This is a genomic window from Bacillus sp. SD127, from assembly GCF_058566445.1.
Window position 1 is genome coordinate 2,349,583 of record NZ_CP191226.1, and the last position, 24,197, is coordinate 2,373,779.

Sequence of the window (24,197 nt, forward strand, 5' to 3'; positions counted from 1 at the left end):
TGCATTAAGCATGTTCTCTCCCTAATTTGCAAACTTTTGTTTTATAACCATTATTTTATTTAGATTGAGGATGCTTACTCGGAAAAGCAACAATACTTTAACATTGTGTTTAATTCGTATAAGTCTCCTTATAGCTCCCCGTTTTATTTAAGTATATTTCTTCATAAACTTTAGGGTGAAAAGAGAGAGACTATTCCCCCTAAATTCTATTAACTGGGCTGTTGTTTTAACCATTCTTTTTTTAGCAATGCATATTGAAAAGTGTTTTCATATTTAGGTGTTCCATCCTCGTATTTAGTAAATGAAATAAATTCAAGAAAATAACCTTCTTTACGCATACCTAATCTTTCACATAATTTTTGAGACCTATAGTTATCATCTTCAACATATGCATAAAGCCTTCTTGCTCCTTTTTGCATAAAGAGATACTTTAAGAAAGCCTTCGCACTTTCACTTGCGTATCCCATCCCTTCGAATTGAGCATTGAAATTCCAACAAATACAATAGGTATCTGGCTCTTCTTTAAAATAAAATAGTTCTCCTATTATATCATCACTATCTTTTAAGCAGACTGCAATATAAGAGTCATCTTTGCTTCTTTTTTGCACTCTTAAGACAGCTTCTTCTAACGTAGAAATTCTGTCATCAAGAAAGCAGTTTACTCTTGGATTAGCCGAATATTCCAACAAGCCTTGAGAATCTGCCTCGCAAAAATTTCTTAAAATTAATCGGTGGGTTTCAATTTTTTGCATTTGTAATCTCCTAATTCAAATTTATCGATAATCTGATCAAGCAAGAAGATGGAATTTTATCACCCTCAAATACATCAACTATGAAGATTCCCCCAGGTGGAAAATACATGGGTAAATACAATTATAAATACAATTTGAAGGGAGTTTCAGTTGGTGTTGCTACCGCAGCAATCGCCGCAGTCTCAAAAAAGCACCTTACAATGTCATACTAAGTATTGTATCATTTTTAGCAGGTACACAAACAACTGCATATTATACGGTATTCCAGTATCGTTATGCCTTTAAATGTAATGCATAACCTTATGCCAATAGAACAAAATTCTATGAAGACTCGTCAAGAAAGAAAGTCTTAAGAACAGCAGACAGCGCTAAATTCTTTGGAAGCAGACCAATTCCGGCAAGTTGTCGGCCATAAAAACGAGGTGAAAATATGCAACAAGAAAAAACAACAGTTATTAATAGGATAATAAAAAGATATATCCTTTTTTCCTTGTTTTATGTGCTTGCTATTTCGTTTACATGGGGGTACTGGGGAACAAGTTTACTGTGATTCCACTGGCTATTTTCATTGTTGGCTCTTTAATTGGCGAGTTCGTAAGAATAGGGAGGATAAAAAGATAGGAGGTTCCACCTTCTATCTTTTTTGTTAACAGCTACAAACTCTCACTGAATCTTTACTGGAACTAAGAAAGAGTACCCCGCAAAACAGTAATGAAGATATTAGTCAACAAGAAGTAACTAATCTAAGTCTGAAACGAATATGCAACTAGTATTTCGATATTAAGGAGGTGGTTATGTTCTAGATAAAATAAAACCTCATCCGCTAAGAACGAGGCTTCTTCCAATCTATCGCTATATTCTGCTTGCATTTACGACAAGTAACATTGTGTTTTCCGTACATTACAAAATTGTTTTTAAATTCACATCGCGGACACTCTAGACGCTCTCCTCCAAAAAAGGCTCCAAAGATAAGAAAGACGCTGAGTGAACCCAGACCCAATCCCGGCAGGATACCGATTATAGAAATAATTAAGATAATACTTATTAAAAAAAGCACTAAACCAACAGTAAACATAAACAAACGAGGAATCCATCGTTTTGGAGTCATCCGTCTTCGCTCAACCTCTACTCTTACAAAGTCCATTCCCCTTACCTCCGTGACGTGATGGTAAAATTATACTACGGAATTAATTTAAACAGCAATGTGTTTTATGTATTTAAATCGAATATAGAAAGTTTTCTAAATGAGAGATTGGGTCAATCCCCTTCTCTCTTTTTTGTGTTCAAATTTTAATTTATAGGAGAGATGTTTTTTGTCAGCTTATACAAACAATTATATTCCAGTAAACAAATATACTCGCCCTGGTTTAAAGTTAAATGGTGTTAAGAAGTTAGTTGTTCATTACACAGCCAATCCGGGAGCCGGTGCAGATAATCACCGAAGATATTTCAGCAATGCGCAAGTTTATGCATCAGCTCACATTTTCGTAGATAGGACAGAAGCAATTTGTATTATTCCGTTAAATGAAGTAGCTTATCATGCAAATGATATTCAGCAAAGAGATAGTGCCGGAAATCCTTATCGAGGAGTTGCTGCACTGAAACCAAATGCGAACTTCTTATCTATTGGGGTTGAGATGTGCCTTGAGAAAGACGGTTCATTCCATTCAGATACAGTTGAAAGAACTGAGGATGTGTTCGTTGAATTATGTAATAAGTTTGGTTTAGATCCTATTAATGATATTGTTCGTCATTATGACATCACCCATAAGAATTGCCCTGCACCATGGGTATCTAACAGCCAAAAATTTGTAGACTTTAAAAATCGAATAAAGGCAAAAATGTCAGGCAAATCTGTTTCAAAAGCTTCGCCAACTAAACCAACTACATCCTCCCCTTCCTCTTCATCAGCAGCAAGTGGTTCACTAAAATCCAAAGTTGACGGCCTTCGCTTCTATTCAAAACCATCTTGGGAAGATAAAGATGTTGTCGGCACAGTAAATAAAGGTGTTGGATTCCCTACAGTTGTAGAGAAAGTTAAAGTTGGATCTGCGTATCAATACAAAGTTAAGAACTCTAAAGGCGCTACATACTACATCACTGCTTCTGACAAATATGTTGATGTTACAGGATCAGTTAAAACCTCTTCACCTTCCCCTAAAACAACATCAACTTCTTCAAGCTCCTCATCTATTAAATCCGTGGGAAAAATCAAAATTGTCGGTGTATCAAGCGCAGCAATCGTAATGGACAAACCTGATCGAAATAGTTCTAAAAATATTGGCACAGTTAAGCTTGGAAGCACTATTTCAATTTCTGGTTCAGTTAAAGGTAAAAACAATTCAAAAGGTTACTGGGAAGTTATTTATAACGGTAAACGTGGATACATCTCAGGACAATTCGGTTCAAAAATTTAATTATATTCAATAATCTCGGAGGATATTTGTTGATCTAATGTATCAGTGACTATCCTCTTAATTTTAGGAGGTGATGTAATGTCACCTTTCTATATTCATTAAAGGTTGGTGACAAATGGATAACTTTGAGCAAAGCACCATTTCAAGATTAAGTGCACTAGAAGAAAAAGCAAAACACACTAATAACAAGATTGACTCTCTTGAAGAAAGAACAAATGTTATCGGTCGTATCGCAACACTTGTTGAGCAACAAGTCGAAATTAATAAAGACTCTCAAGCACAATCAAGAGAACAGTTCAGCACTCTAAACGAAATGAGCAACAGTTTAAAAAATCTAAGCAAATCATATGAAAAACTGGACAATCGAGTTGAAATATTGGAACGCTCTGATTCTACTCGTAAAATTGATCCCTCACAATTTACAAAAGACCTTGTATTCAAGGTGCTGCCAAGTGTAATTGCCACAATTATCGGCGCATGGTTACTCATACATTTTGGCCTCAAATAAAATGAACAGGAGACGATTAAATGACTAAAATCAATTGGAAAGTAAGACTAAAAAAGAAAACATTTCTTGTGGCAATTTTCTCTGCCACGCTTTTATTTGTACAGGCAATTGCCTCTGCTTTTGGATACGACTTAACTGTATTTGGTGACGATTTAACAGAGAAATTTAATGCACTTCTAACTTTTTTAACTGCAATGGGTATCATCGTTGATCCAACAACTCAAGGTATTTCTGATAGTGAACAAGCAATGGATTATGATTCACCGAGATAAACCCCTACCCTTCTCTTAATTGAGGAGGGTATTTTTTTCGTTTTTTCAAGTTTCACGCTTATAATCATTTTATTTGTAATTTTCATACAAATCACTTTACATTTCTTTCCTCCAGTGCAACTATATAATAAAAAGGACAGAAAGGGGTTTGAAACTTGAAGACTGAAAAAGCCATTCCCTATGACTTAGTGGCGACAAAAATGAATCATTGGTATGTGGCAATTAAAAAAAATTGGGTCGGTAGAGCTGAGGAAATGCGAAAAGAAGTTATGCAAGAAATAAAGATTATGGAAGAGAATCAAGATGTCTTGCTATACTACTCTCTACTCGAATTTAGACATAAATTAATGTTAGCGTATATGTATCCTAACGCAATAAAAGACATTGAGAAAAATTATGGTGAGTTAAAAGAATATGAAGGTCATGAAAACTTAACAGGAATGCTCGAATATTACTATTATTTTTTCATGGGTATGTTCTATTTTAGACAAAAAGAAATGACGTTCTCTCTTAATCACTATAGACAAGCAGAGAAATATTTGGACTCAATCGATAGCGAAGACATTGAAGTAGAAAAAGCTGAATTTTATTTTAAATTGTCAGAAGTGTATTACCACATGAAACAGACTTATTTTTCAATGAATTATGCCATGAGAGCCTATAATATTTTTAAAAAGCAGCCTGATGTTGATGGAAACTCTACATACGGTGTACAAAAAGTACGTTGTCAATTCGTCATATTTGGCAATTTGCTGGATAGCATGAAGTTTGATGAGGCGTTAAAACGAGCATATAAAGCTTACCAAGAAGCAGAAGAGCTGAATAAAAATGAGAAGAATCGTGGACATTTGATACGTTCAGCACTGTTTAATATTGGATTATGTTATAATCAAATGGAAGAACTTGATAAAGCATTTTTTTACTTTAATAAGTCGCTCCAAATCATTGAACCAGAAAACCATGATTATGCAGCTAAAACATTGTTTGTTATCTCCTTCTTAAAAGGAAGGCAAAACGATACTAAAAATGCTCAAGCGTTTTATGAACAATCAAAGCAAATAGCAGAACAGTATAACAATGAAGTAGTTATTGAAAAGCTGAAAATGGTTAAAGGTCTTTTCTTGGACTCAGATTTAAATTTAGTAAGAGAAGCATTCCAGTTCTTCAGAGAAAGAGGCATGTACCCTGATATGGAAAGCTATGGAGTTGTTGTAGCTGATTTTCTTACAGCAAAAAAAGAAGCTTGGGGTGCAATTGAATTTTATCGTTTGGCAAATGAAGCAAGAAGACAAATTAAAAGGGGAGAAGCAATATGAAAACAAAACTAATTATCTGCGCAGTTCTATTATTCGGTGTTGCCGGAACAGTGGGTGCTTCCTATCTCCAACAACAAAACGATACGTTCAAGGTTGCTGAAAGAGCCGAAACTTAAGTGTAATTGCATGAAGAGTGAGATCAAAAAATTCACTCTTCATGCTCAGTAAAACCGTCTTGTAAGTGTGTTCACTAACTTTGTGTTTTTATAAGAACCTTTTACTTTCCAATAAAATTTAAATTTATATGAACTTTCCCTATGTAATTCAACACTTGATCAGAGGTGATAAGATGTTTACTGTTAACGTTAATAATAAAGTAAAATTAAAGTTGTTAGATTTAGATGATAGAGATACTTTATTTAGATTAGTTGATAATAACAGAAGCTATTTGAAGAAATGGCTACCATGGGTAGATTCTGTTCAAAAGAAAACTGTTTATGATGGCATTATTAGATCTTGGGCAAAGGAATATATTGAGAAAGAAAGTTTGAACTTAGGAATTTTATACAATGAGAAAATTGTTGGGATGATAAGTTTACATGAAATTGATTTTGACAATAGGAAAACAAGTATAGGGTATTGGATAGAAGAACAAAGCCAGGGCAAGGGAATAGTTACCAACTGCCTTGAATTTTTAATTGACTACGCTTTTAGCAAATTAAAATTGAACAGAATAGAAATAAGGTGTAATCCAGAAAACACAAAAAGTATTCAAATACCTATTGCGCTAGGCTTTGTAAAAGAAGGAGTACTTCGGAATTCAGAATATTTAAACGGAAAGTCACAAGATTTAGTTGTATTTAGTATGATAAAAACAACATAAATCAAGCGAGCAAACAGCTCGCTTAGTCATTTTTTTGGAAAAATAGTATTTCTCCAGATAAATAATTTTCATTTTCTTTAAATACTGTTAACGTTTCTGTTAATCTGTTTTTCAAGGCTAGTTTATAATCTTCCCCAATTGGCATATTTTCTTCTCTGCATAATATTTCTTCCCTGTAAAGTATGTGGTCAATAACTTTGTTAATATCTACATCACTATAGTCTTCTGACATTGAAACCTGATTAAATAATTTGAATCCGCATCTTTCATATAATTCTTTGTATTGATTTAAGTCATAATTCAATAGTTCAGATTCAAGTTTTTGAGATGCTCTCTTAATAACATCCTCAGGCGGTTTAATTTTATAATATAAACATGTGTCAATAACCACCCCATTATTGACCAGTACTCTATGCATTTCTTCTAATGCCTTTTGATGCCCGTTCGATAAAAATGCCAATGTACCAGTAGTTATTATATGAGTAAATTCTTTATTTTCAAATGGCATATCCTTAATATCACCACAAATAAAATCCACATTTAGATCCACATAATCACAGATTTTCTTGCTTATTTCAACAAGATCATTTCTGATATCAATCCCTGTCACTTTTGCATCTGTGAGCATTTTCAACAAAAAACTTGAATGTCCAGTATTTGAACCTATATCTAAAATATTTGATTTAGAATTAATGTTTGAATTATCGACTAATTTTTTTATAGTATTCCATCCTCCGGGCGCTACGTTAGGATCACCAATGTACGCTGAGAAAGTTAAATAATCCATAGACAAAACTTCATTAGATGTTCTCCGTGGCATTATTTCATATAATATATTATATAAATAATTAATATCTTCAATTTCAATTGACATATTAACCACTTCCTAAAATGTTGTTTTTATACATCCTTTTAAATAATAATGAGAGCGAGCCTTATAAAGACTCGCCCTTAGAATTAATTCATTACGGGACCATCAAATCCAATTTTAATAGGTTTCTTCTTTTTAATTTTTTTAACTTTCATTAACATTCACCCCCTTTCAAGTTAATTATTTGCAGTTATTTTGTAACAAGTACACTGATTTTTAGCATTTTCAATCTCATGGAAATCAATCTTAAGGCTACGAGTATCGATATTTAAAACTTTATTAATAGTGATAGGTGTTATAGTTAATTGCGCAAGCGCTTTAATTATTTCATGAGCAACAATTGAAGAGACTAAGAAACAAATGGGACCAATTGATGGAGGAGTTATTTTATTATCAAAGTAATTTACTTTTTCTCTAACGTTGTTTGAAATTGAGGAGTCAACTCTTGTGCTAAAGTGCTCATCACAATTTAAGCATAGAGTTTTTCTTGGAATAATCAATGGTCCAACTACGCCGATATCGCCTGAGTAACCAGTAAAGATAACAGGGACATTTTCTGATACACATGCTTCATTAATCCACATAGGCAGTTTACCTACAGGACTGTCAGCAGACACAACAACAAAATCAGAATTATTAATTACTTGTTTTGCTTGCTCTACCGAATGAATTGTTTCGTTTACACATTCAACTTTTACTTCATTATCAATTGATTGGAGTCTTTCCTTTGCGACCTCAACCTTTAATCTACCGATGTCTTTTTCACTATAGAGAGTTTGTCTGTTTAAATTACTTAACTCGACAATATCTCCATCTACACAACGTATATTTTTAATACCCGCTCTAACTAGTAAATCTGCAACTGGAGATCCAATCCCTCCCATTCCGATTAGTGTTACATGAGCTTTCATTAAATTCTTCATTTGTATAAAACTTTGATCATAATCATTATTAAACAATGAAAAATAGCTTTGTTGTCTACTGTATCGTTTTTTTATTTTTTTATGTTGGTAATTTTCTTCCGAAATTTCTTTTTTTTCAAGCAAACTATTTTCATATAAGATTTTCGCAACCTCTAGGCAATCCTCTTGATCTATATTATGATCTCGATTCATAAATGCACAAATAATATTAAGCGGTATTGATTTTTTTAAGAAATCAAAAAAGTCTAATATTAAATCTGGATCTCCTTCAATTTCAACTTCCTCACTTCCTCTATTGCAAATACATAAAGAGTTCTCAGTAATTTTAGTTATCATGGTACTCTCTTTAAGAATATATATTTTCTTGTAATCAATTACAGGTTTTTCGCAATTTGTCATATTATTACCACCAAGCACCTTTAGTAACTTTTCTATATATCAAAATACAATAATTTAAAAGTTTCCGATTTTCAAATAGTACCTGATATAACTCAAGCCACTTATCTTTAACCACACCCTTTAATTCTTGTGGTATTTCAAAACTCTCTACTTCTTGTTCTACATATTGTTCAATTGTTGATTCGTCGGCATGTTGTAACTCACCATCATAGAAATATACTTGTTGAAGGTTATCCTGATCTTCAAACGCTTGAATCCAATCTGCTTTGCTGAAGGCCTTCATATTTGTACCTAGGGTACTGTTAACCCTGTTTAAAAGCTCTGGCTGCGGTTTTTCTTTATAATAAAATTCTATTTCAACTATGTATCCCCATGGTCTAACTACTCGAGCATATTCTTTAATTGCTTGTTTAGGATTTTCCATAAAAGCAGTTGATCCTCCACATAAAACTCCATCAAATAAATCATCAGGGAAAACTAAATTCGTAGCATCACCTTGCATAAAAGTCGTGAGTCCTGGGTAGGAGATATCTTTTAACTTTGCATATTCTTTAGCAGTGCTGATCATTTCATGACTAATATCTAAACCAATCACTTTGCTCCCTGTTAAACGAGCCAATTCGTGTGTAACAAAACCAGTATTGCAACCAGCATCTAGAAGGAGTGAACCTGGTTCAAAATTACATTGTTCAACTGCTTTTTTAATAGAAGGAAAGCCGCCTGGTGGAATATTAGGTTGGTTTAAAAATGCTAAAAACTCGACATACGACATTTCATTAATATCATTCACAGTTGGATATGATGATTTTATGATTTCACTTGTTCTACTTCTCAATTAAATCACTCCTAAATTGTATAATTTGTAGTTGATTTTTCGTGGTCATCTAAATTAATTTTCGGAAAGTAAATTAACATAATCAACAAACCTACTGAACATAAAACAAATGAAAGTCCAAACGATGAAACTATACCATACAAATCAGCAATTCTTCCCAGTATTACAATGGATCCGGCATGTATAACACTATCCATTACATTATACAAAGAAAATAATTTTACCTTATTCTCAGTATTCCCAGCATTATTTTGTATAATAGTAACTTGTGCCACTTCTTTTAAATTGGTTGGTACACCAAACAGAAGAAACAGAAGTGCAGCAATAAAAAAGCTAGAATTCAAAATATAGCCTAAAACCACAACTGAATAGAATATAGAAGCTATTAATAAGGAAAAAAGCAACCTTTTTTTCAAGAAGTTATTTAACCTTAATACAACTAATCCGCCAATGATTGATCCGCATAAAAACGTAGCTGTTAAATAACCCCACCAAACCTCATTTCGATGTAAAACATTGATTACATATGCAAGTATGAAAGAGCTTGTCCAAATTCCCCCTCCTAAAAGAAAAAAAACTTCAGAAATAAAAAGCATCTTCAACTTTTTATTTTTCAAAATTAGCTTTAGTATACTTTTTGAATTTTTCTTTTGCTTTGTTTGTTGATAATTGGCAAGGTATAATTTATTTTTATCAAGGGTGCTAAATATTATAATAGAGAGTAATAGAAGAATTATAGATATGATTGTTACGTAGTTATAATTAAGTAGGGAAACTAACATACCACCACTAGACCATGCAATTAGATTGATAAGATTCCTTGTAATAGTTAAAGTACTATTACCTTTAACATTATCATCTTCAACAATCGGGATAATTGAATAATTTAAGGATTGATTGATGCCACTAGTGAATGGAATTAATGTAATTACCAAGAAGTATAAACTTAAGTTATTTATATATAGAACTATAAAAAACATTAAGAGAAGAACTAGCTTTATAATACTGCTTATTAAATATAGTTTTTTTAAATTTGATGTTAAAGACAAAACCCATCCAACAAAAAAGCTGCCTCCACTAAAGGCTATCATTGCAAGTACGACAGGCAAAGAGGCAAGTGTTAACGAATCTGTTAAGAAATAAATATAAGTTGTTGCAACTACTATATACAGAGTATCGGATAAAGTTGAAAAGCTAAAAGATAAAATAAATTTAAGAAAATTATTTTTCATATTTATGTAGAATACCACACCCCCTTTTTCATAATTATAACATTTCTTCTTTCTTTTTCAATACCAATTAATTGATTTTTTAGAATTTTTTATAATATCTAAACTTAATGAGTCTGATATCTCTTTTTTGCTATGAATTGTGCCCTCCTGTTAGCCCAGCTCTGTGAAGTGCTGTCCCTGCAGGTGTATAAGAAACTGCTCTTAGAATCGCTTTCGATCCGTATTTGCTTCTAATTCCATCCATCACAAACCCGAGTCTCCTTCTCTTTTCATTATCTACTTCAAATAAACTTAACTGCTGATTAACATCATCCTCAATATTCGATAACGTAACTGAGATACTTCGCACCGTCTTCCCCGAGTAAAACTTATTAAAGAGCATCAAGCAACATTCATAAATGTCCATCGTGATATTCGTGGGTAGATCAATTGTTTTGGATCGATGAAAACCACCGCCAAGCTCATCTTTACTGTATCCAATTCCTAGGCTGATTGTCCGACCAACTTTGTTGTGTGTACGTGCCCTTCTTGCGACTTCCTCACAAATCTCCAGAAGAACAGCCTTAATTTCTTCTCTCCTTGTGTAATCCCTCAGTAAGATCTGACTCTTACCAAAACTAATCTGACCTTGCATTATCGGTGCACCTATTTCTGATAAATCGATTCCATGTGCATGGTAGTACAACTGGTTTCCCATTATTCCGAACTTCTTTTCAAGCAGCTCTAAAGGAAATTTAGCTAACTGACCTACAGTCGATATTCCCATCCGATTCAGATTTCTTTCCATCCTCCCTCCTATTCCCCACATTTTAGACAACGGGTGAACCTTCCAGAGTTTATTTGGTACATCTTCATATCTCCAACGTGCAATACCACTTTTCGTTTTCTTACTCTCTAGGTCAAGTGCAAGCTTACTGAGCAACATATTATCTCCAATGCCTACTGTGCACATCAAACCAAATTCTCTCCACATGCTGCTTTGGATTGCTTTGGCCATTTCTTCAGGATCTTCTTTTCCTGCATCTAAAAAAGATTCATCAATTGAATACGTATGGACACATTTCTCAGGAACAAATCTGTAAAACAGCTTTGTAATTTCAGTTGAAACTCTGATGAAAAGCTTCATTTGTGGATTTACAATGTGTATCCTTGGATCTTCAGGTATCTCAAAAAGTCTCGATCCTGTTTTGATTCCAAAATCTTTTTTAAGTGCAGGAGATGCAGCTAATACTACACTTCCCTGTCTCTCCGTATTCCCTACAACAGCAAGATAACATGTTAAAGGGTTAAGCCCCATTGTTACAGCCGATACAGAAGCATAAAAGGATTTCATATCGACACAAAGTATATTCTTACGTGGAAATTGTGAGTAATCAATCATTGTATGTAACTCCTATGATGTTATTCATGTTGATATAGACTGTATTGTCGTTCTGGTCTTTAACGTGAAGCTTTTGTTGTTCAAAATTAATGTAATGGACTCTGCCGGTGACATTTTCAACGAATCCATTGTTAAAAAGCTTCAATACCAGCTCTTTATTAAATTCTAGCGCTTCAGAGACGATAATATCCATCTCTTCAATTTGTTGAGCGTCTAAGGACGGCTTTTCAATTTTTGATACATCAAGTAAGTCTTGTTTAAGCTGTGTTAAATGTTCTGGAAGCATCATTGATGTCCATTTGATTGTCCCTCGATCTCTAAGTATATCGACTCACTCCTTTATTGATCTAATATTAACAGAACAAATGTTCTTTATTCAATATAACGAGAACAAAAGTTCGATGTAAATGTTGGTAATAAATAAAACCCCCTTATATAAGGAGGTTAATTAGGAGCAAATCAAGTTCCCATATTACTTAGGGTTTTATTGAAAGAAATGTACGAAAAAATGCTGTCAAAGTTATCGCAACGCTTCGCTTCTACTATTATCCTCTAATCAAAGTTGCAATGGATTTAGTTAGAATTCCAGATATAAAACATACAACTGTCATGATAGACACCCAGATTAAAAAAGTTGGCTCTAATCCTATTTCAATTTCAATTAGCATAAAAACTAAAGAGAGTACGAATATAATCAAGGTTGTTACCCATACTCTTTTGAAAATAAAGTATCCAATTATCCCTAAGATAAATGATACAGCCGGCAGTACAAGTAGTATTAAAAATGCAGGACCACCCAAATGAGATATCCTCCTAATCTTATTCATTATGCAATAATTCAAAACGTGCAATTTCCCATTCTTTTTTCGCTTTTAATGGTGTTGTGTTAACCTTTTTCCCTGATTTTAAGTCATAGGAGGTTATTTCCCCTAAGATATTTTCTTTTTGCATGTCAAACCCTTTGATAAGGACGTACATGTTACTATCATCAAATTTAATATCATTTAATAACATTTCACTATTGCCTGCATAGTATTTGAAAGATTTTTTCTTATTTAGATTTTCATCAAAAAAGCTAACTTTTCCATTGTATGAGACAGCAACGATCTCATCATTTATTCTCTTTAATTTTGTTGGGATGAATCCATTCTCCATTACAACTTCTTTTTTTGTTTTTAATGTCTCCTTATCAATCAATAGTATTTTTGAAGCTTCTTTTTCATTTACATTATCATTAATAGCTAACATAAATGTTCTTTCATCAAAAGTTTGGAATGCATCTTTATCATCTGTGAAATAAACAGTTTTATTTGGAATGGAGGCCTTCTTTTCCTGCTTGTTCGTTTTTGGATTAATTGAGATGACGGACATATTCTCTTCATCACTCGTAATAGCGTAAATTTTATTATCTAGGACTTGTGCTGAAACAATCTCTCCATCAAGTTTAATTTGGTTTTTCTTTTGTTTGTCATCTTTCCAATAAACCAATTCACCTTGTAATCCTGAGTCAGTGTACCCAACGTTTATATCATGTAACACATAATTCTCTGAAGTGTTAATGAAAAAAGCTCCTTCATCTTCGGTTGCTTTAGATAAGCTTTTATCATTAAATTTCTTAATACGTCCAGTTTTGTTATTGATCATAAAATGGTTATTGCTTCTGTTTGAAGAAAAAAACGTATCATCTTTATTGTATGATGATGTGCTAAGATTAATTCCGTCCTTTATCATGATACTATCCTCTACTGATCCATCATCTTTATATATTGCTAACTCAGAACCTCTGTCTAATGTGTGTGAAAATCCAACAATAAAATCTGCTTTACTTATATTTTTTAATCCAGTTTTATTGTTGTTCCTTTCTGTCTTATTCCCTGTCGGTTGTAAATCACAAGAGCATGTGACTATAAGAATACTCATCAGAATAAAAAGGGCCTTTAGTCTTTTCATTTTTTCCTCCTTATGAAGCAACAAAACAATCGGTTTTAATCCGATTGTTTTGGCTTTTTCTGATTTGTTTAAATCATCATTTTCTGTGGTGGAATATTACCGTAGAAGAAAAGGAATCTACTAAAGAAAAAACTGCGGACAAATCTAAGGTAAAAGACGATAAGGAATTGGTCGATGTTACTTTAGATAGAGCTATTGATGGATACACAATTAAAGTTAACTACAACGGAAATGTAGACTCAGTTCGCTACTTACTAGTTGACACTCCTGAGACTAAAAAGGCAGATTCTTGTGTTCAACCGTATGGGGAAGATGCATCTAAGAGATCCAAGGAATTGGTAACAGTGGTAAGCTACAACTAGAATTTGATAAAGGTGATCGAAGAGATAAATAGAAGACTGTTAGCATATGCTCTCCTGAACTTTATTTTAATTTTTTCTAATTCTGGTGACATAATTATTGCAATTCTCAATAACAGTTGCCATATCACGAGGAAGTATTGACATCAATGTTCCTCTTATACTTTTTTGTTTATTTTCAACTTCTGTTTTAGAATCATTTTTCGATCGCCCATACTCCCCCTATAAACAATAATGTAAGGTTCAGAATCGCTGATTTCATATAGATCGTACCTTTCTTTACCACCCTATTTAGGAGTCGATATAATCCAGTCCAGGGAGGCGTTTGGCAATGTGGACTATATTTATGAATAGTATGCTTATTTTAGCGCGCAAAAATTAAATACAACCACAGTGGAATTCTTGAAGGGAATATAAAAAGACCGCCGTTTGATGGTCCATCATTTCAACAAGGCGATACATCAAATTCTCTCAAATAATTGAAATGCATCTATTAAAACTAAAATTTATAGTACCAAAAAATTGCATTTTCATTTGCTGTTGGAAAGTTTGAATAAAGCATAGTATCGACTGCACCTATTACAAAGTTATTTTTGGCATAAAAATGACAAGCTGAAACATTAATATCTTGTGTTTCAAGCATAAGACCACTAAAGTTATACTCCTTTGCCCACTCAATAGCTTTATTTAATAATGCCGTCCCAACACCATTTTTTCTATAATCTTTTGCAACAGCAATGTCTTCAATTAGTGCATATCCATTCCAATTAGAACGAAGCTTAATCCGACCAACGCAGTTGTTTTCAACGTAATAAAAAAATACAGCTTTCTCCTCTTCTTGAATATAACTGATATCAATTTCATCATCTTCATATTTCTTGAAATAAGGTTCAGAAAATATCTCTTCTGTATATTTCCAAACATTGTTTTTAAATGTTGGGATAATTCTACCTGATACAATGAAACTTTCGTTTGGTTTATTAAAATCCTTCATATTAAATTGAGTCATTTTAATTATCACATCAATCTGCCTCCAATCGAAATTGATTTGTAGTACAACTTGTATTATATCGTTATTTTCACTTCGACTTTTTTCATTTATTCTGCCTCTTTCGCTCAAGAACACCTAGATTCTATTATATGTCATTTATAGGATGAATCAATAACCCCTTGCGAAAACAGTTTTTATAAAAGAAGCCAGAGAGTATGTGAGAGAACTCTCAGACCTATAGTGGCTGATATATCACAGACGAGATCATTATTTGTACTGCATCTTCTGAAAAGCTTTACTTGAAACAGGGATGCATAAGGGAGAAGAAATATTCGTGGAAACAAAAACATAAGAATTTAATTCAGCAGCTCATTAGCAAAAGAATTAACAACATACATGTACTATATAATTTCTTTCAATTAGGCAGAAAGTCCTTAAAAGCGGTTTATTTTACCTGTGATAATTATACCAAACACTTGTTAAAAAGAGCTTGGACATGGAAGGTAAATGGTGGCTTTTTCTTTATGAAAAATATGCATTTTCTCGAGCTTCCCCTTTTCCATTTTTATAATTGATTATTTTTGATATTTTGATATATCACGCAGCCACTAAACAAAAAAAGTGGTGGCGATTTTGGAAATGAAAAGTCCAACAGCGCCACCACGTCCTAAAATTATATAATTTTCATCAAATCAAAAATCTTAATTACATACGGATGCTACTTGCGTAACGTTTTCCACCCTCTTTGGAAGTGTAATACTCTCTAGGGACATTGTGTCTATTGGTAGTATGGTAACTCACAAGAATCTTATTATTAGCTCGGCTAGTAACAATAGCAGTGTGCTCCATCCAACCATCAGAACGAGGAAGACCTATTTTATTCCTAGTATCATAATGATATACATCACCAAGCGCAACATTCGTATAAACGTCTTTTACAGTTTTCATTTTTATGCCGCCAGGTTCTAAAATATAGTTTCTAAAAGAACCTGCATTAATCCATGCATTTGTATAAGGCTTCCACTCTTTGAAATAAGGCATTGAACCCGCTCTTAAAGCCTGAGATACAAAGTTAGTACAGTCTCCATTTTTATAATATTTATAATTTTCATTTGGAGAAAAAGCATATTTGTCAGCGTATTCCATGGCTTTCCAACGATTATATCCTTTTACAGCAGATGCAGAGACTTCCGCCCCGTTGATCTTTTTTTCAGATTTTTGTTGCGTTGACAGTTCCTTATTTTCTTCAACTTCTTGATTGTAATTCTTTAAAAACTCATCCAATTTTATATTTGACGAATCGTCACCTTCATTCTCATAATGAAGCGTAGAAGATTTTTTTGTCTTAGGTGCCACTTTGCTTTCTGATGAAAGACTTTGTTTCTTGGAAACATTATTATTAGAAATCTCTAATTTAATATTGTCTCCTAACCCTGTATCTACTTTTTCTTCACCAAAAACAAAGTTTCTAACAATATAGGCCTCTACAAATGTTTTATTGTTTTCTTCATAAGTAGTGACATCACTAATTTTATATGTAAATTTATGCAGCTTTTGTTTGTCAACTGTGGTGAAAGCATAATACAACAAAATACCTTCATCAGAATCAGTTAATTTTGAAACATCTTTATGAGCAAAAGGCTCACTGTTCTCAAAATCTCTTTTTTGTTGTTCTAACATTGTATTAAGCTCTTTCATACCAATGTCATTTGATACATACGTTCTATCTTTTTCTTCATTTTCAGAAGACGCGGCAAATACATGATTCGACAAAAACAGCAAAGGCAACAGGCAACAAAATAAAGAAGTCAACAGAACTTTTTTCTTAACACCATCCATGTTTTCAGAATATAGGAAACTTTTACATTTACACCAACGGAAATATGGCATAAAATACATGAATAATAAAACGTAAAATCAAATACAAAAAAGGATAGTAGAAAAAAATGAAAAAGGACCAAAATATTGCTATCTATTTTAGCAACAGTATTAATCATATTAATTTTAATGCCTCCCCTTTCACCAGTTTTTTTCAATACTTCTTCAGAAAAAGGAGCCATAAGACATGAAATCTATAAAATGGGATACCCATACCAAAGCTATTTCATAATCCTTCAAAAAAGGGAAAGTGACAAATCATCAGGGAGTCTTTATTCTTTGATGTTATTTAATGCTTGGAAAAGTGAAACTGGTCAAACTCCTTATCTCTGTTATTCAAAGAAAGTAACAGAGGACGAATACAAAGTTGATTGCGGAACAGCACCTTAATTAGTTAAAAGACCCTCTCTATGAGAGGGTCTTTTGCCACTTCAATAATGATTCAAGTTTTGCTTTTTCTTTTATTTTATTGAAAGACACGTTGGAAGGACCGACGAAGAATTAATAGAAAGACTGAGTACTGATCCTAACCCACATATTACAGCTTCATCTACTTTCAAAGACAGGGCTACCGCTGAGAGAATTGCTAATTCAGTTTTAAACGATCCAAAAAATATAAAGAAAATCGAAAATTGGATTGATGATCCTAAAAAACCTAAATTAATGTTAAGATACAAGGGCGATGGAGAAATAATCGGTAGAAGTGTATCAAGAAATTCAGAACTAGTAGAAAACGTTACAAACGCAAAAATTATACTCAAAAAAGATAACAACGGTAACTTTATTCTTACAGGATATCCAACCAAATAGAAAGAGAGGAAGTATCATGGATGAAAGTTATGATTTCTTAGACGAATTAGAAAATTTTTTAGGTGCAACATTTCATCAAGATATCCGATCCCCTGAACACGCATTAGACGAATTTATTGAGGAAATTAGTAAAGAAGGTTTGCTATTTACAGTAAAGTATTGCGAAGAGTTTCTAAATAGCGATCAAACTAAAGAAGAAAAGGAAGACATTATAAAGTGTAATGCAGAAATATATTTCCCGACAATTGGATTACCACCTATTCCTAGCCGTTTCAGAAAGCCCGTACTTTTTTTCTACTTTGAAAATATCTCCGTTATCATACGGTTCCTCGTCTTGAACATCAGCGTCTACGATAATTACCTTCTCACCAATTTTTGCCTTTCTTTTGACCTCTACATATTCGCGCTTGATGCCGCCAAGTGTTTCGTCAGCCAGTACGTGAACATTTTGATTGCTTTTCGTCATTTAAATTTCCCCCTTTTTTTAATTTCCCATTTAAATTTTCACCTTAATTTCCATAGGTTAATTGTAAATACCTTTGTTGCTTACTAAGTTGAATGTCAAATTTATTTTAATTAATGGAGGAGATAGTTATGAATTATTTACTTGATTTATTCTTTAATTGGTTGTTTGAAAAGAGCTTGGATAGTTTTATTGCTGTTGTAATTTTTCTTGCATTTAATCCAAAAAAGAAGTACCCCGATCACTTTCAAGATAAACGGCGTTTCAGGCTATAAAGACGCTATCTGTAATTTACTCGCTACCTGTAAAATCTAAATCTTTTGCGGGTAGCGTACCCTTGAGTTATCTGGTTAAAAACTATCTTTTATTTAGATATCGTTATTGAACTCCAATCAAACGTTTCGAGAATTTTAAGCAACCTTTCAACTTTTGGCGCTCTCCAAGATGTCATCGCGTACGTATGAGCTTCTGAAGTATAATGATGCTTATTCAATTTGAGTGGCTCTTTGCTTCTGCTTTTGTCAAAAACATTGTATCTGGTTGTATAATGTGAACCTTTCTTTCTGGAATTAGTTCTGCTCCTTCATCAATGTATTTTTGAATCCACTCAATGACATCGTCATAGTCATCCTCAATTTCTTGCAACTCTATAAGGGCTTCCTTAGACAGCTCACTATCATCTTTTATTTCTTCTAGATAATCATCTAAAACATATGATTCTGCAATATATGGCAGGTATACAGAATAGCGTTCTGCGTTTTCCTCCCGAGCTTCAGCCCATTCATAATCACCGACTGTCCAATACCGCGGTGAAGCTTGACAATCGTTGTCTTGTGTTTTCAACTCATTTTGAAGCTCTTTTAAAAACTGAATATCTTGATTCATTCGTTTCCTCCTATCTGTTTAAAATCACGATTTTAACTATTTATGATCCATTATTCACTTCCGAAGCGACTTCCATTTACCTCATAATTAATGTATAAAATGTTAATGGAGTTGATATAATTGAACCCTCGAAAAATTTTATTGAGTTCTGCTTTAACATTTGGCATGCTAATATCCGCTGTTCCTGCCTTGGCAACAAGTTCTTCGTCTGAAGTGGTAGTAAAAAGTGATGAATATGATTATGACACCATATATCAGCTTAGCCCAATACCAAACTTCAAGCCTTCTATTGAATACAACGGATATACTTATACTCTTACAAGATATTATTTCGATTACTCAATTCAGTTTTATACGGCTATTTATACAAAAGTTGTTTAAATTTAAAGGTAGGGGCTTTTTAGCTCCTTTTTTCTTGTTTTAAGAAAGGCATTTCTTTTTATGCTGTCTTCTATGTACAAAATCAAATGCAATATCGACTTTTTCTTGTTTCTGTTCTTTAGCTGCTCGCTGCGTAACAACAATTAGTTGACCATTTTCTTGGCGATCAATACTCTGAACTGAATGTCCTTTAGCAGCGTAATATTCTCCGATAATCTCATCAACGTGGTTTCTAAGAAGATTCCTCTTTATCACTAATATAACCTCCACTTATTTTATTTTTATTCTATATTTTTTATGATTCCATCCTATAATCCATCTCTCCATTTGCCTTCTCATCTATCACGACATTAACCGACACACAATTTCCATATATATGGGAGTAATTTCGCTATTTCCCTATCCATCAAAACCATATAATGTAATTGCAAGAAAAAATTATAAGAATGGGGGATTTACATGAGTTACAAAAAAGCATTAACAGGTATTGCATTATCTGTAGGTTTACTTGTTTCAGCATCTCCAGCATTCGCTGCAAGTACAAGCCCAAGCCCGAGTCAGGGAATAGCTAATGTTGCAAGTGATGATTATAAAGCTCAAGCTATCACTTGGGATTTACCTAGCAGTACAGGTATTTTTGCCAACTCATTTGAAGACGGCGGATATCGCTGGTATTTAAAAGGTATTACGAAAGTTTCAGATGGATATTGGATTGGGCACTATGAAGGTGTACGAATATAAGATCGCAATTGGGGGCTTCTAGCTCCCTTTTTAAATTCAATGTTATTCAAATATGAACTTACGATAGAGTATTATTATTGATTATTTTGTCCAGTCCTCTCTAGATAAAATAATCCTTTTATTGTGATTCTGTGATCTTTATTAGAAATCTCATTCTTTCCTTCTTTGTTCTTGTTGAATAGTAGCTTTCTCTTAAAAAGTCCTGAAACCTGTGAAATGGGATAGGTACTAAACCAAGGTTTCTCACTTGATTACAATAACCCCCATAGTATTCTTGCTCATATCCTCTCTGTTCAGATCTGTAGTTAAAAGGATTCAATGCTTTATTACCTCCCGCTGGGTTATTAAGATGTATAAGATATATCCAATTCAAAGCTATAATCGGGATGAAGCCTCCATAGTTGATGCCCTAAATGAGCTCTTTGGGCATAATTTAAGCAGTCCTTGTGCCACTTTTAGTTCCATCATAAACAGCTACTATTGCTTCACTGTGATCAATCATGTATTCATTTCGTTTTTGCATCTTAGCTGGTGAAAACTCTCCTGGTTCATCTCCACTAACTTTATATTTATCTAATTCTTCAATATTAATAATCTCATCTGCTACATCAAGCATACGTTTATACCACATTTTTTGATCTGCAGACCATACTTTATCTTGTTCTTTGAAAATAATGTTTGGCATAGACTCATCCTTCTTATGTCAATTTTAAAGCTGGATTATAATTAACCCAGCTTAACAGCTTTTTGATTTTAAAAAAGGCTTTTCCAATCATAATCATATTTATCCACGGGCACAAAGTTTCAATAAGGTGATGGGAAAAGCAACGTTCGAATTGTTGCTTTTTTCTTATGATTGACCGCCTTATGTTTTTTTGTGTACGGATTTAAATCACATCTGCTTTCAACACCTTGATAAACTCTTGCACCGCCGGCGTTATTTCATCAAAAGAATGCGCGATAACGCCAATATCACGGGTGATCCGCGGAAAGATGTCTTTTTTGATCAATTGATGCGGGACAGATGACAGTGTAAAGTTTGAAATAATGCCTATGCCCAAGTTGTTTTTGACCATATTGATCAAGGTTTCGGCATTTTGCACAGTTAAGTTTTCCTTTAATTCAATGTGGTGCCGCTGAAACGTGTTTGACATCGCAATTTCATGACCGCCTTTGCAAAAAATAAGGTCATCTTGATATGTTTTGAGGTCAACATGCTTTTCCTGTTTTAATTCGTCATATTGCGGTGGGATGACAGCCACCATATAGTCTTTGCACAATAGTTGATGGTCAAACGGTTCAAATGGAGATGCTGCGACCCCAATATCAACCGTTCGATCCTCGACCCATCCTTTGATTTGATCAGAGGTCCCTTCGACCAATTCTATGCGGATCAGCGGGTAGTTTGATCTGAATGCCGCAATCGCCTGCGGCATGATATTTGTTGAAACAGCAGGAAATGAACCGATTTTCACCTTCCCGCTTAACAGCTTGTTTTCCCGGTTGGCTACTTGATATATTTTGCTTTCAATCCCCTTCATTTGCCTCGCCAGCAGCAAAATTTCCTTTCCGACATCAGTCAGCATTAAACCATGATGTTTATCTCTGATCAATAATTTCAGCTGCAGCGAGCTTTCCAGATTTTTAATCGCTTTGCTAACCGCTGGCTGAGAGATGAACAATTCTTTTGCCGCTTCGGTAATATTCAATTTCTCCCCGACTTTTACAAATATGTGAAGGTGGTTCATGTTCATAACCATTTGGTTATACCCCCAATAATAAAAATGTATTTCAGTTATATATAAATGTAACATATGATAGAAACCAGCACGAATATATAAACAAGAAAGGCGGCTTTATAATGGTAAAAGTCATGCTGGGAATCATATCTGTCACACTTATTTGGGGCTATACTTGGGTAGCGATGAAAGTTGGAATTCATGACCTCCCCCCGCTTTTGTTTTCGGCTTTGCGCCTGTTCATCGGGGCGGTTCCTTTATTTCTCATTCTCTTCATTCAAAGAAAGAAACTTTCAATAGGAAAAGCACATGTCAAAAGCTATATCATCATGAGCCTGCTAATGGGTCTGGGTTATATGGGGATCTTAACGTATGGAATGCAATTTGTTGATTCAGGAAAAACCTCTGTTTTGGTGTATACGATGCCTATATTTGTTACGGTGATCAGCCATTTTACATTAAACGAAAAAATGAATGTGTATAAAACGATCGGGCTGATAAGCGGCTTCTTCGGACTTTTATTTATATTTGGAAAAGAAATGCTGCATGTCAATCAAAGCGCTTTATTTGGAGAACTATGCGTCCTTGCGGCAGCGCTTAGCTGGGGAATCGCAAATGTGTTTAGCAAGCTTCAATTCAAGCATATCGATATCATTCATATGAATGCCTGGCATCTTCTGATGGGAGCCGTCATGTTATTGGTTTTCTCCTTTATATTGGAACCGGTGCATTCAGCCGAGTGGACATATCAGGCGATATGGTCATTGGTGTTTAATGGTTTGCTTTCCACCGGCTTTACATTTGTCGTATGGTTTTGGGTACTCAATCAAATCGAAGCGTCAAAAGCATCCATGGCACTAATGTTCGTTCCCGTATTGGCTCTATTCTTTGGATGGCTGCAATTGCACGAACAGATCACCATAAACATCATCATCGGCGCACTGCTGATATGCTGCGGCATCTTTATGAATACATTTAAATTTTCACGACAGAAAGTGTGAATGTATATACATTTCTCGGGAGTGGTATTTAGTAATAACAATTTCCAAAGCCTTTAGAGAAAATGAAAGATTTCTATACAGCGTTTTTTATAAAACCGAAAACGACAAATACATCAATCCAAAAAATAATTTAAAACTATTTCATACAGCTTCAATCAGGAACCCGGCTTGAGCAAATGAGACGGTCGGATCTGATGCGGGGAAATTGAAAAAAAGAGCATGTAATTTAATGCTCTTTTTGTTTTAAATTTGTTTAAAATACTTCGTTATCTTGATCCCTTTGCCTCTCCAATAATATATAACGTGTTAAGGTTTAATAAAAACTTCATTAGGAGTGGTTCTTTGCTTAAAGCTTCAAAAATTTTCATTTCATGTGCAGCTTTGATACTATGTGTGTATTCTCTATATAGTCAAAGTGAATTCCTCTTGATTTCTCTCCAAGTATTAGTTGCACTTCTCTTTGTTTTAGTGGGAGTGGAATCACTTTCAAATAAACAAACAAGGTCAGGGTATTTGTTGTTCGGATCAGCGGCCTTTATACTTGTTGTGAACGTTGTAAAATACGTGATTTAAGTTAAACAAAGGAATGTGGAGTCCCAGAACCAATACATTACCGCAGCGACAATGCTCATTATCGATTCTTCGCTTATTGGTTTTCCGACAGTTATTTTTGTATTCTCTTCAGGCAAAATAATCGATTTAATCATCCACTTCAACCCAATCCAAATTTATTTTCACTGTTGTGCCCTCAAATAACTTCTAATCACAAGATTGAATATTATTCGTTAATACACTTGGCCCCAACTGTTGAGTTCTAGAATTAGAAAGACGTACTTGAACTTTAACATTCTTCATTTCGGCTGTAATTAAGTCAAATCTTCCCGCCCAACTAGGGCTCTCTTCCTCAGGAGTAGGATAAAGTTTAAACCGCCAACTAATCTCACCAGGTTTAGTAGCAAATCCTTCGTAACTGTCGTAAGTTCCAAAAGAAGAAGGAGCAGGAAGATGGACAGCAAGAATGCTTATATTGGTTCTGGCAGCACTCGGTGGGTTCAATTGCACCTTATAGATTAATGCTACACCTTTAGCATTTTTAAAATTTTTATCTACCGGTTCCAGTATTACACTGCAAGGCATTGGACTGGCGTTTGTTTGAATGGGATAGGCAACAATAATACTCAATAAGGATAAAACTAAAATAAATCGTTTCATTGAATGTTCCTCACAATTTTTTAGTTAATTTTCCTTATTTCTGGATTGATTATTCATA

28 protein-coding genes and 5 pseudogenes are annotated in these 24,197 nt (G+C 33.8%); 14 read left to right on the plus strand and 19 right to left on the minus strand.

Annotation, left to right across the window (positions count from 1 at the left end):
- Positions 1-209: 209 nt before the first annotated feature.
- Positions 210-752: a GNAT family N-acetyltransferase gene (locus tag ACQVGS_RS12480; RefSeq protein WP_127695140.1), complete on the minus strand. Its 543-nt coding sequence runs from the start codon at positions 750-752 to the stop codon at positions 210-212.
- Between the two features lie 823 nt (positions 753-1,575).
- Positions 1,576-1,896 carry a hypothetical protein gene (locus tag ACQVGS_RS12485; RefSeq protein ID WP_024121532.1) on the minus strand — a complete coding sequence of 107 codons (321 nt, stop codon included), beginning with the start codon at positions 1,894-1,896 and terminating at the stop codon, positions 1,576-1,578.
- Between the two features lie 169 nt (positions 1,897-2,065).
- Between ACQVGS_RS12485 and blyA the strand changes: the two genes are divergently transcribed.
- From blyA to ACQVGS_RS12510, 5 genes are all read left to right on the plus strand, one after another.
- Positions 2,066-3,169: an N-acetylmuramoyl-L-alanine amidase BlyA gene (blyA, locus tag ACQVGS_RS12490; protein ID WP_254518255.1), complete on the plus strand. Its 1,104-nt coding sequence runs from the start codon at positions 2,066-2,068 to the stop codon at positions 3,167-3,169.
- 115 nt (positions 3,170-3,284) lie between these two features.
- Entirely contained in the window at positions 3,285-3,677 is a 393-nt protein-coding gene (locus ACQVGS_RS12495) for a hypothetical protein (RefSeq protein WP_017696898.1), read from the plus strand.
- A gap of 20 nt (positions 3,678-3,697) precedes the next feature.
- A complete protein-coding gene (locus tag ACQVGS_RS12500; protein ID WP_017696899.1) occupies positions 3,698-3,949 on the plus strand; it encodes a phage holin in 252 nt (83 codons plus the stop codon).
- Positions 3,950-4,104: 155 nt separating this feature from the next.
- Entirely contained in the window at positions 4,105-5,265 is a 1,161-nt protein-coding gene (locus ACQVGS_RS12505) for a Rap family tetratricopeptide repeat protein (protein WP_254518254.1), read from the plus strand.
- A 289-nt stretch (positions 5,266-5,554) separates the two neighbouring features.
- A complete protein-coding gene (locus ACQVGS_RS12510; RefSeq protein WP_254518253.1) occupies positions 5,555-6,088 on the plus strand; it encodes a GNAT family N-acetyltransferase in 534 nt (177 codons plus the stop codon).
- Positions 6,089-6,110: 22 nt separating this feature from the next.
- Here ACQVGS_RS12510 and ACQVGS_RS12515 read toward each other — a convergent pair whose 3' ends face one another.
- The 8 genes from ACQVGS_RS12515 to ACQVGS_RS12550 form a co-directional block, all read right to left on the minus strand.
- On the minus strand, positions 6,111-6,962 hold the full coding sequence (locus ACQVGS_RS12515) for a class I SAM-dependent methyltransferase (protein WP_254518252.1): 852 nt from the start codon (positions 6,960-6,962) through the stop codon (positions 6,111-6,113).
- A 173-nt stretch (positions 6,963-7,135) separates the two neighbouring features.
- On the minus strand, positions 7,136-8,281 hold the full coding sequence (locus ACQVGS_RS12520; protein WP_254518251.1) for a HesA/MoeB/ThiF family protein: 1,146 nt from the start codon (positions 8,279-8,281) through the stop codon (positions 7,136-7,138).
- A gap of 4 nt (positions 8,282-8,285) precedes the next feature.
- Positions 8,286-9,116, minus strand: a complete 831-nt coding sequence (locus ACQVGS_RS12525; RefSeq protein WP_254518250.1) for a class I SAM-dependent methyltransferase — start codon at positions 9,114-9,116, stop codon at positions 8,286-8,288.
- An 11-nt stretch (positions 9,117-9,127) separates the two neighbouring features.
- Positions 9,128-10,366 carry an MFS transporter gene (locus ACQVGS_RS12530; RefSeq protein ID WP_254518249.1) on the minus strand — a complete coding sequence of 413 codons (1,239 nt, stop codon included), beginning with the start codon at positions 10,364-10,366 and terminating at the stop codon, positions 9,128-9,130.
- 112 nt (positions 10,367-10,478) lie between these two features.
- Positions 10,479-11,729 carry a Y-family DNA polymerase gene (locus tag ACQVGS_RS12535; RefSeq protein WP_254518248.1) on the minus strand — a complete coding sequence of 417 codons (1,251 nt, stop codon included), beginning with the start codon at positions 11,727-11,729 and terminating at the stop codon, positions 10,479-10,481.
- A complete protein-coding gene (locus tag ACQVGS_RS12540) occupies positions 11,722-12,015 on the minus strand; it encodes a YolD-like family protein (RefSeq protein ID WP_081720806.1) in 294 nt (97 codons plus the stop codon). The genes ACQVGS_RS12535 and ACQVGS_RS12540 overlap by 8 nt, the downstream gene beginning before the upstream one ends.
- A 259-nt stretch (positions 12,016-12,274) precedes the next feature.
- A complete protein-coding gene (locus ACQVGS_RS12545; RefSeq protein WP_491830277.1) occupies positions 12,275-12,529 on the minus strand; it encodes a DUF2651 family protein in 255 nt (84 codons plus the stop codon).
- Positions 12,530-12,548: 19 nt separating this feature from the next.
- Positions 12,549-13,679 (minus strand): eIF2A family protein, encoded by a 1,131-nt coding sequence (locus ACQVGS_RS12550; protein WP_024121526.1) that lies wholly within the window; start codon positions 13,677-13,679, stop codon positions 12,549-12,551.
- A 104-nt stretch (positions 13,680-13,783) separates the two neighbouring features.
- On the opposite strand from ACQVGS_RS12550, the pseudogene ACQVGS_RS12555 reads away from it, so the two are divergent.
- Positions 13,784-14,070, plus strand: a pseudogene (locus ACQVGS_RS12555) (thermonuclease family protein); the annotation flags it as partial.
- Between the two features lie 467 nt (positions 14,071-14,537).
- On the opposite strand, the gene satA reads toward ACQVGS_RS12555, so the two are convergent.
- On the minus strand, positions 14,538-15,059 hold the full coding sequence (gene satA / locus ACQVGS_RS12560) for a streptothricin N-acetyltransferase SatA (protein ID WP_024121525.1): 522 nt from the start codon (positions 15,057-15,059) through the stop codon (positions 14,538-14,540).
- A gap of 675 nt (positions 15,060-15,734) precedes the next feature.
- Positions 15,735-16,709 (minus strand): amidase domain-containing protein, encoded by a 975-nt coding sequence (locus ACQVGS_RS12565; protein ID WP_254518246.1) that lies wholly within the window; start codon positions 16,707-16,709, stop codon positions 15,735-15,737.
- A gap of 327 nt (positions 16,710-17,036) precedes the next feature.
- Between ACQVGS_RS12565 and ACQVGS_RS12570 the strand changes: the two genes are divergently transcribed.
- The 3 genes and pseudogenes from ACQVGS_RS12570 to ACQVGS_RS12580 form a co-directional block, all read left to right on the plus strand.
- Positions 17,037-17,297 (plus strand): YjcN family protein, encoded by a 261-nt coding sequence (locus ACQVGS_RS12570; RefSeq protein ID WP_254518299.1) that lies wholly within the window; start codon positions 17,037-17,039, stop codon positions 17,295-17,297.
- Between the two features lie 123 nt (positions 17,298-17,420).
- On the plus strand, positions 17,421-17,717 hold the full coding sequence (locus ACQVGS_RS12575; protein ID WP_254518298.1) for an RNase A-like domain-containing protein: 297 nt from the start codon (positions 17,421-17,423) through the stop codon (positions 17,715-17,717).
- Between the two features lie 16 nt (positions 17,718-17,733).
- Positions 17,734-17,979: pseudogene (locus ACQVGS_RS12580) on the plus strand (contact-dependent growth inhibition system immunity protein); the annotation flags it as partial.
- On the opposite strand, the gene ACQVGS_RS12585 reads toward ACQVGS_RS12580, so the two are convergent.
- Entirely contained in the window at positions 17,968-18,183 is a 216-nt protein-coding gene (locus tag ACQVGS_RS12585; protein ID WP_024121522.1) for a hypothetical protein, read from the minus strand. The pseudogene ACQVGS_RS12580 and the gene ACQVGS_RS12585 sit on opposite strands and share 12 nt — an antisense overlap.
- A 128-nt stretch (positions 18,184-18,311) precedes the next feature.
- On the opposite strand from ACQVGS_RS12585, the gene ACQVGS_RS12590 reads away from it, so the two are divergent.
- Positions 18,312-18,455: a hypothetical protein gene (locus ACQVGS_RS12590; RefSeq protein WP_180948931.1), complete on the plus strand. Its 144-nt coding sequence runs from the start codon at positions 18,312-18,314 to the stop codon at positions 18,453-18,455.
- Positions 18,456-18,544: 89 nt separating this feature from the next.
- Here the strand turns inward: ACQVGS_RS12590 and ACQVGS_RS12595 are convergent.
- A pseudogene (locus ACQVGS_RS12595) lies at positions 18,545-19,065 on the minus strand (hypothetical protein).
- A gap of 120 nt (positions 19,066-19,185) precedes the next feature.
- On the opposite strand from ACQVGS_RS12595, the gene ACQVGS_RS12600 reads away from it, so the two are divergent.
- Positions 19,186-19,446 (plus strand): hypothetical protein, encoded by a 261-nt coding sequence (locus ACQVGS_RS12600; protein WP_101861265.1) that lies wholly within the window; start codon positions 19,186-19,188, stop codon positions 19,444-19,446.
- Positions 19,447-19,485: 39 nt separating this feature from the next.
- Here the strand turns inward: ACQVGS_RS12600 and ACQVGS_RS12605 are convergent, their stop codons facing one another.
- Entirely contained in the window at positions 19,486-19,707 is a 222-nt protein-coding gene (locus ACQVGS_RS12605; RefSeq protein ID WP_081638308.1) for a hypothetical protein, read from the minus strand.
- Between the two features lie 198 nt (positions 19,708-19,905).
- Here ACQVGS_RS12605 and ACQVGS_RS12610 point away from each other — a divergent pair, with 198 nt between their 5' ends.
- Positions 19,906-20,187 carry an LCI fold-containing protein gene (locus tag ACQVGS_RS12610; protein ID WP_101861264.1) on the plus strand — a complete coding sequence of 94 codons (282 nt, stop codon included), beginning with the start codon at positions 19,906-19,908 and terminating at the stop codon, positions 20,185-20,187.
- Between the two features lie 344 nt (positions 20,188-20,531).
- Here ACQVGS_RS12610 and ACQVGS_RS12615 read toward each other — a convergent pair.
- Both ACQVGS_RS12615 and ACQVGS_RS12620 read right to left on the minus strand, forming a co-directional pair.
- Positions 20,532-20,869: pseudogene (locus tag ACQVGS_RS12615) on the minus strand (SLOG family protein); the annotation flags it as partial.
- A 205-nt stretch (positions 20,870-21,074) separates the two neighbouring features.
- Positions 21,075-21,947: a LysR family transcriptional regulator gene (locus ACQVGS_RS12620; protein WP_101861263.1), complete on the minus strand. Its 873-nt coding sequence runs from the start codon at positions 21,945-21,947 to the stop codon at positions 21,075-21,077.
- A 101-nt stretch (positions 21,948-22,048) separates the two neighbouring features.
- Between ACQVGS_RS12620 and ACQVGS_RS12625 the strand changes: the two genes are divergently transcribed.
- Together ACQVGS_RS12625 and ACQVGS_RS12630 are read left to right on the plus strand one after the other, a co-directional pair.
- Positions 22,049-22,927, plus strand: coding sequence for a DMT family transporter (locus ACQVGS_RS12625; protein WP_024121515.1), 879 nt, complete (start codon positions 22,049-22,051; stop codon positions 22,925-22,927).
- A 342-nt stretch (positions 22,928-23,269) separates the two neighbouring features.
- Positions 23,270-23,500 carry a membrane protein gene (locus tag ACQVGS_RS12630; RefSeq protein ID WP_024121514.1) on the plus strand — a complete coding sequence of 77 codons (231 nt, stop codon included), beginning with the start codon at positions 23,270-23,272 and terminating at the stop codon, positions 23,498-23,500.
- 32 nt (positions 23,501-23,532) lie between these two features.
- On the opposite strand, the pseudogene ACQVGS_RS12635 reads toward ACQVGS_RS12630, so the two are convergent.
- Together ACQVGS_RS12635 and ACQVGS_RS12640 are read right to left on the minus strand one after the other, a co-directional pair.
- Positions 23,533-23,634 (minus strand): annotated as a pseudogene (locus tag ACQVGS_RS12635) (hypothetical protein); the annotation flags it as partial.
- A 52-nt stretch (positions 23,635-23,686) separates the two neighbouring features.
- Positions 23,687-24,139: a YoqH family protein gene (locus tag ACQVGS_RS12640; protein WP_024121513.1), complete on the minus strand. Its 453-nt coding sequence runs from the start codon at positions 24,137-24,139 to the stop codon at positions 23,687-23,689.
- Between the last annotated feature and the right edge of the window lie 58 nt (positions 24,140-24,197).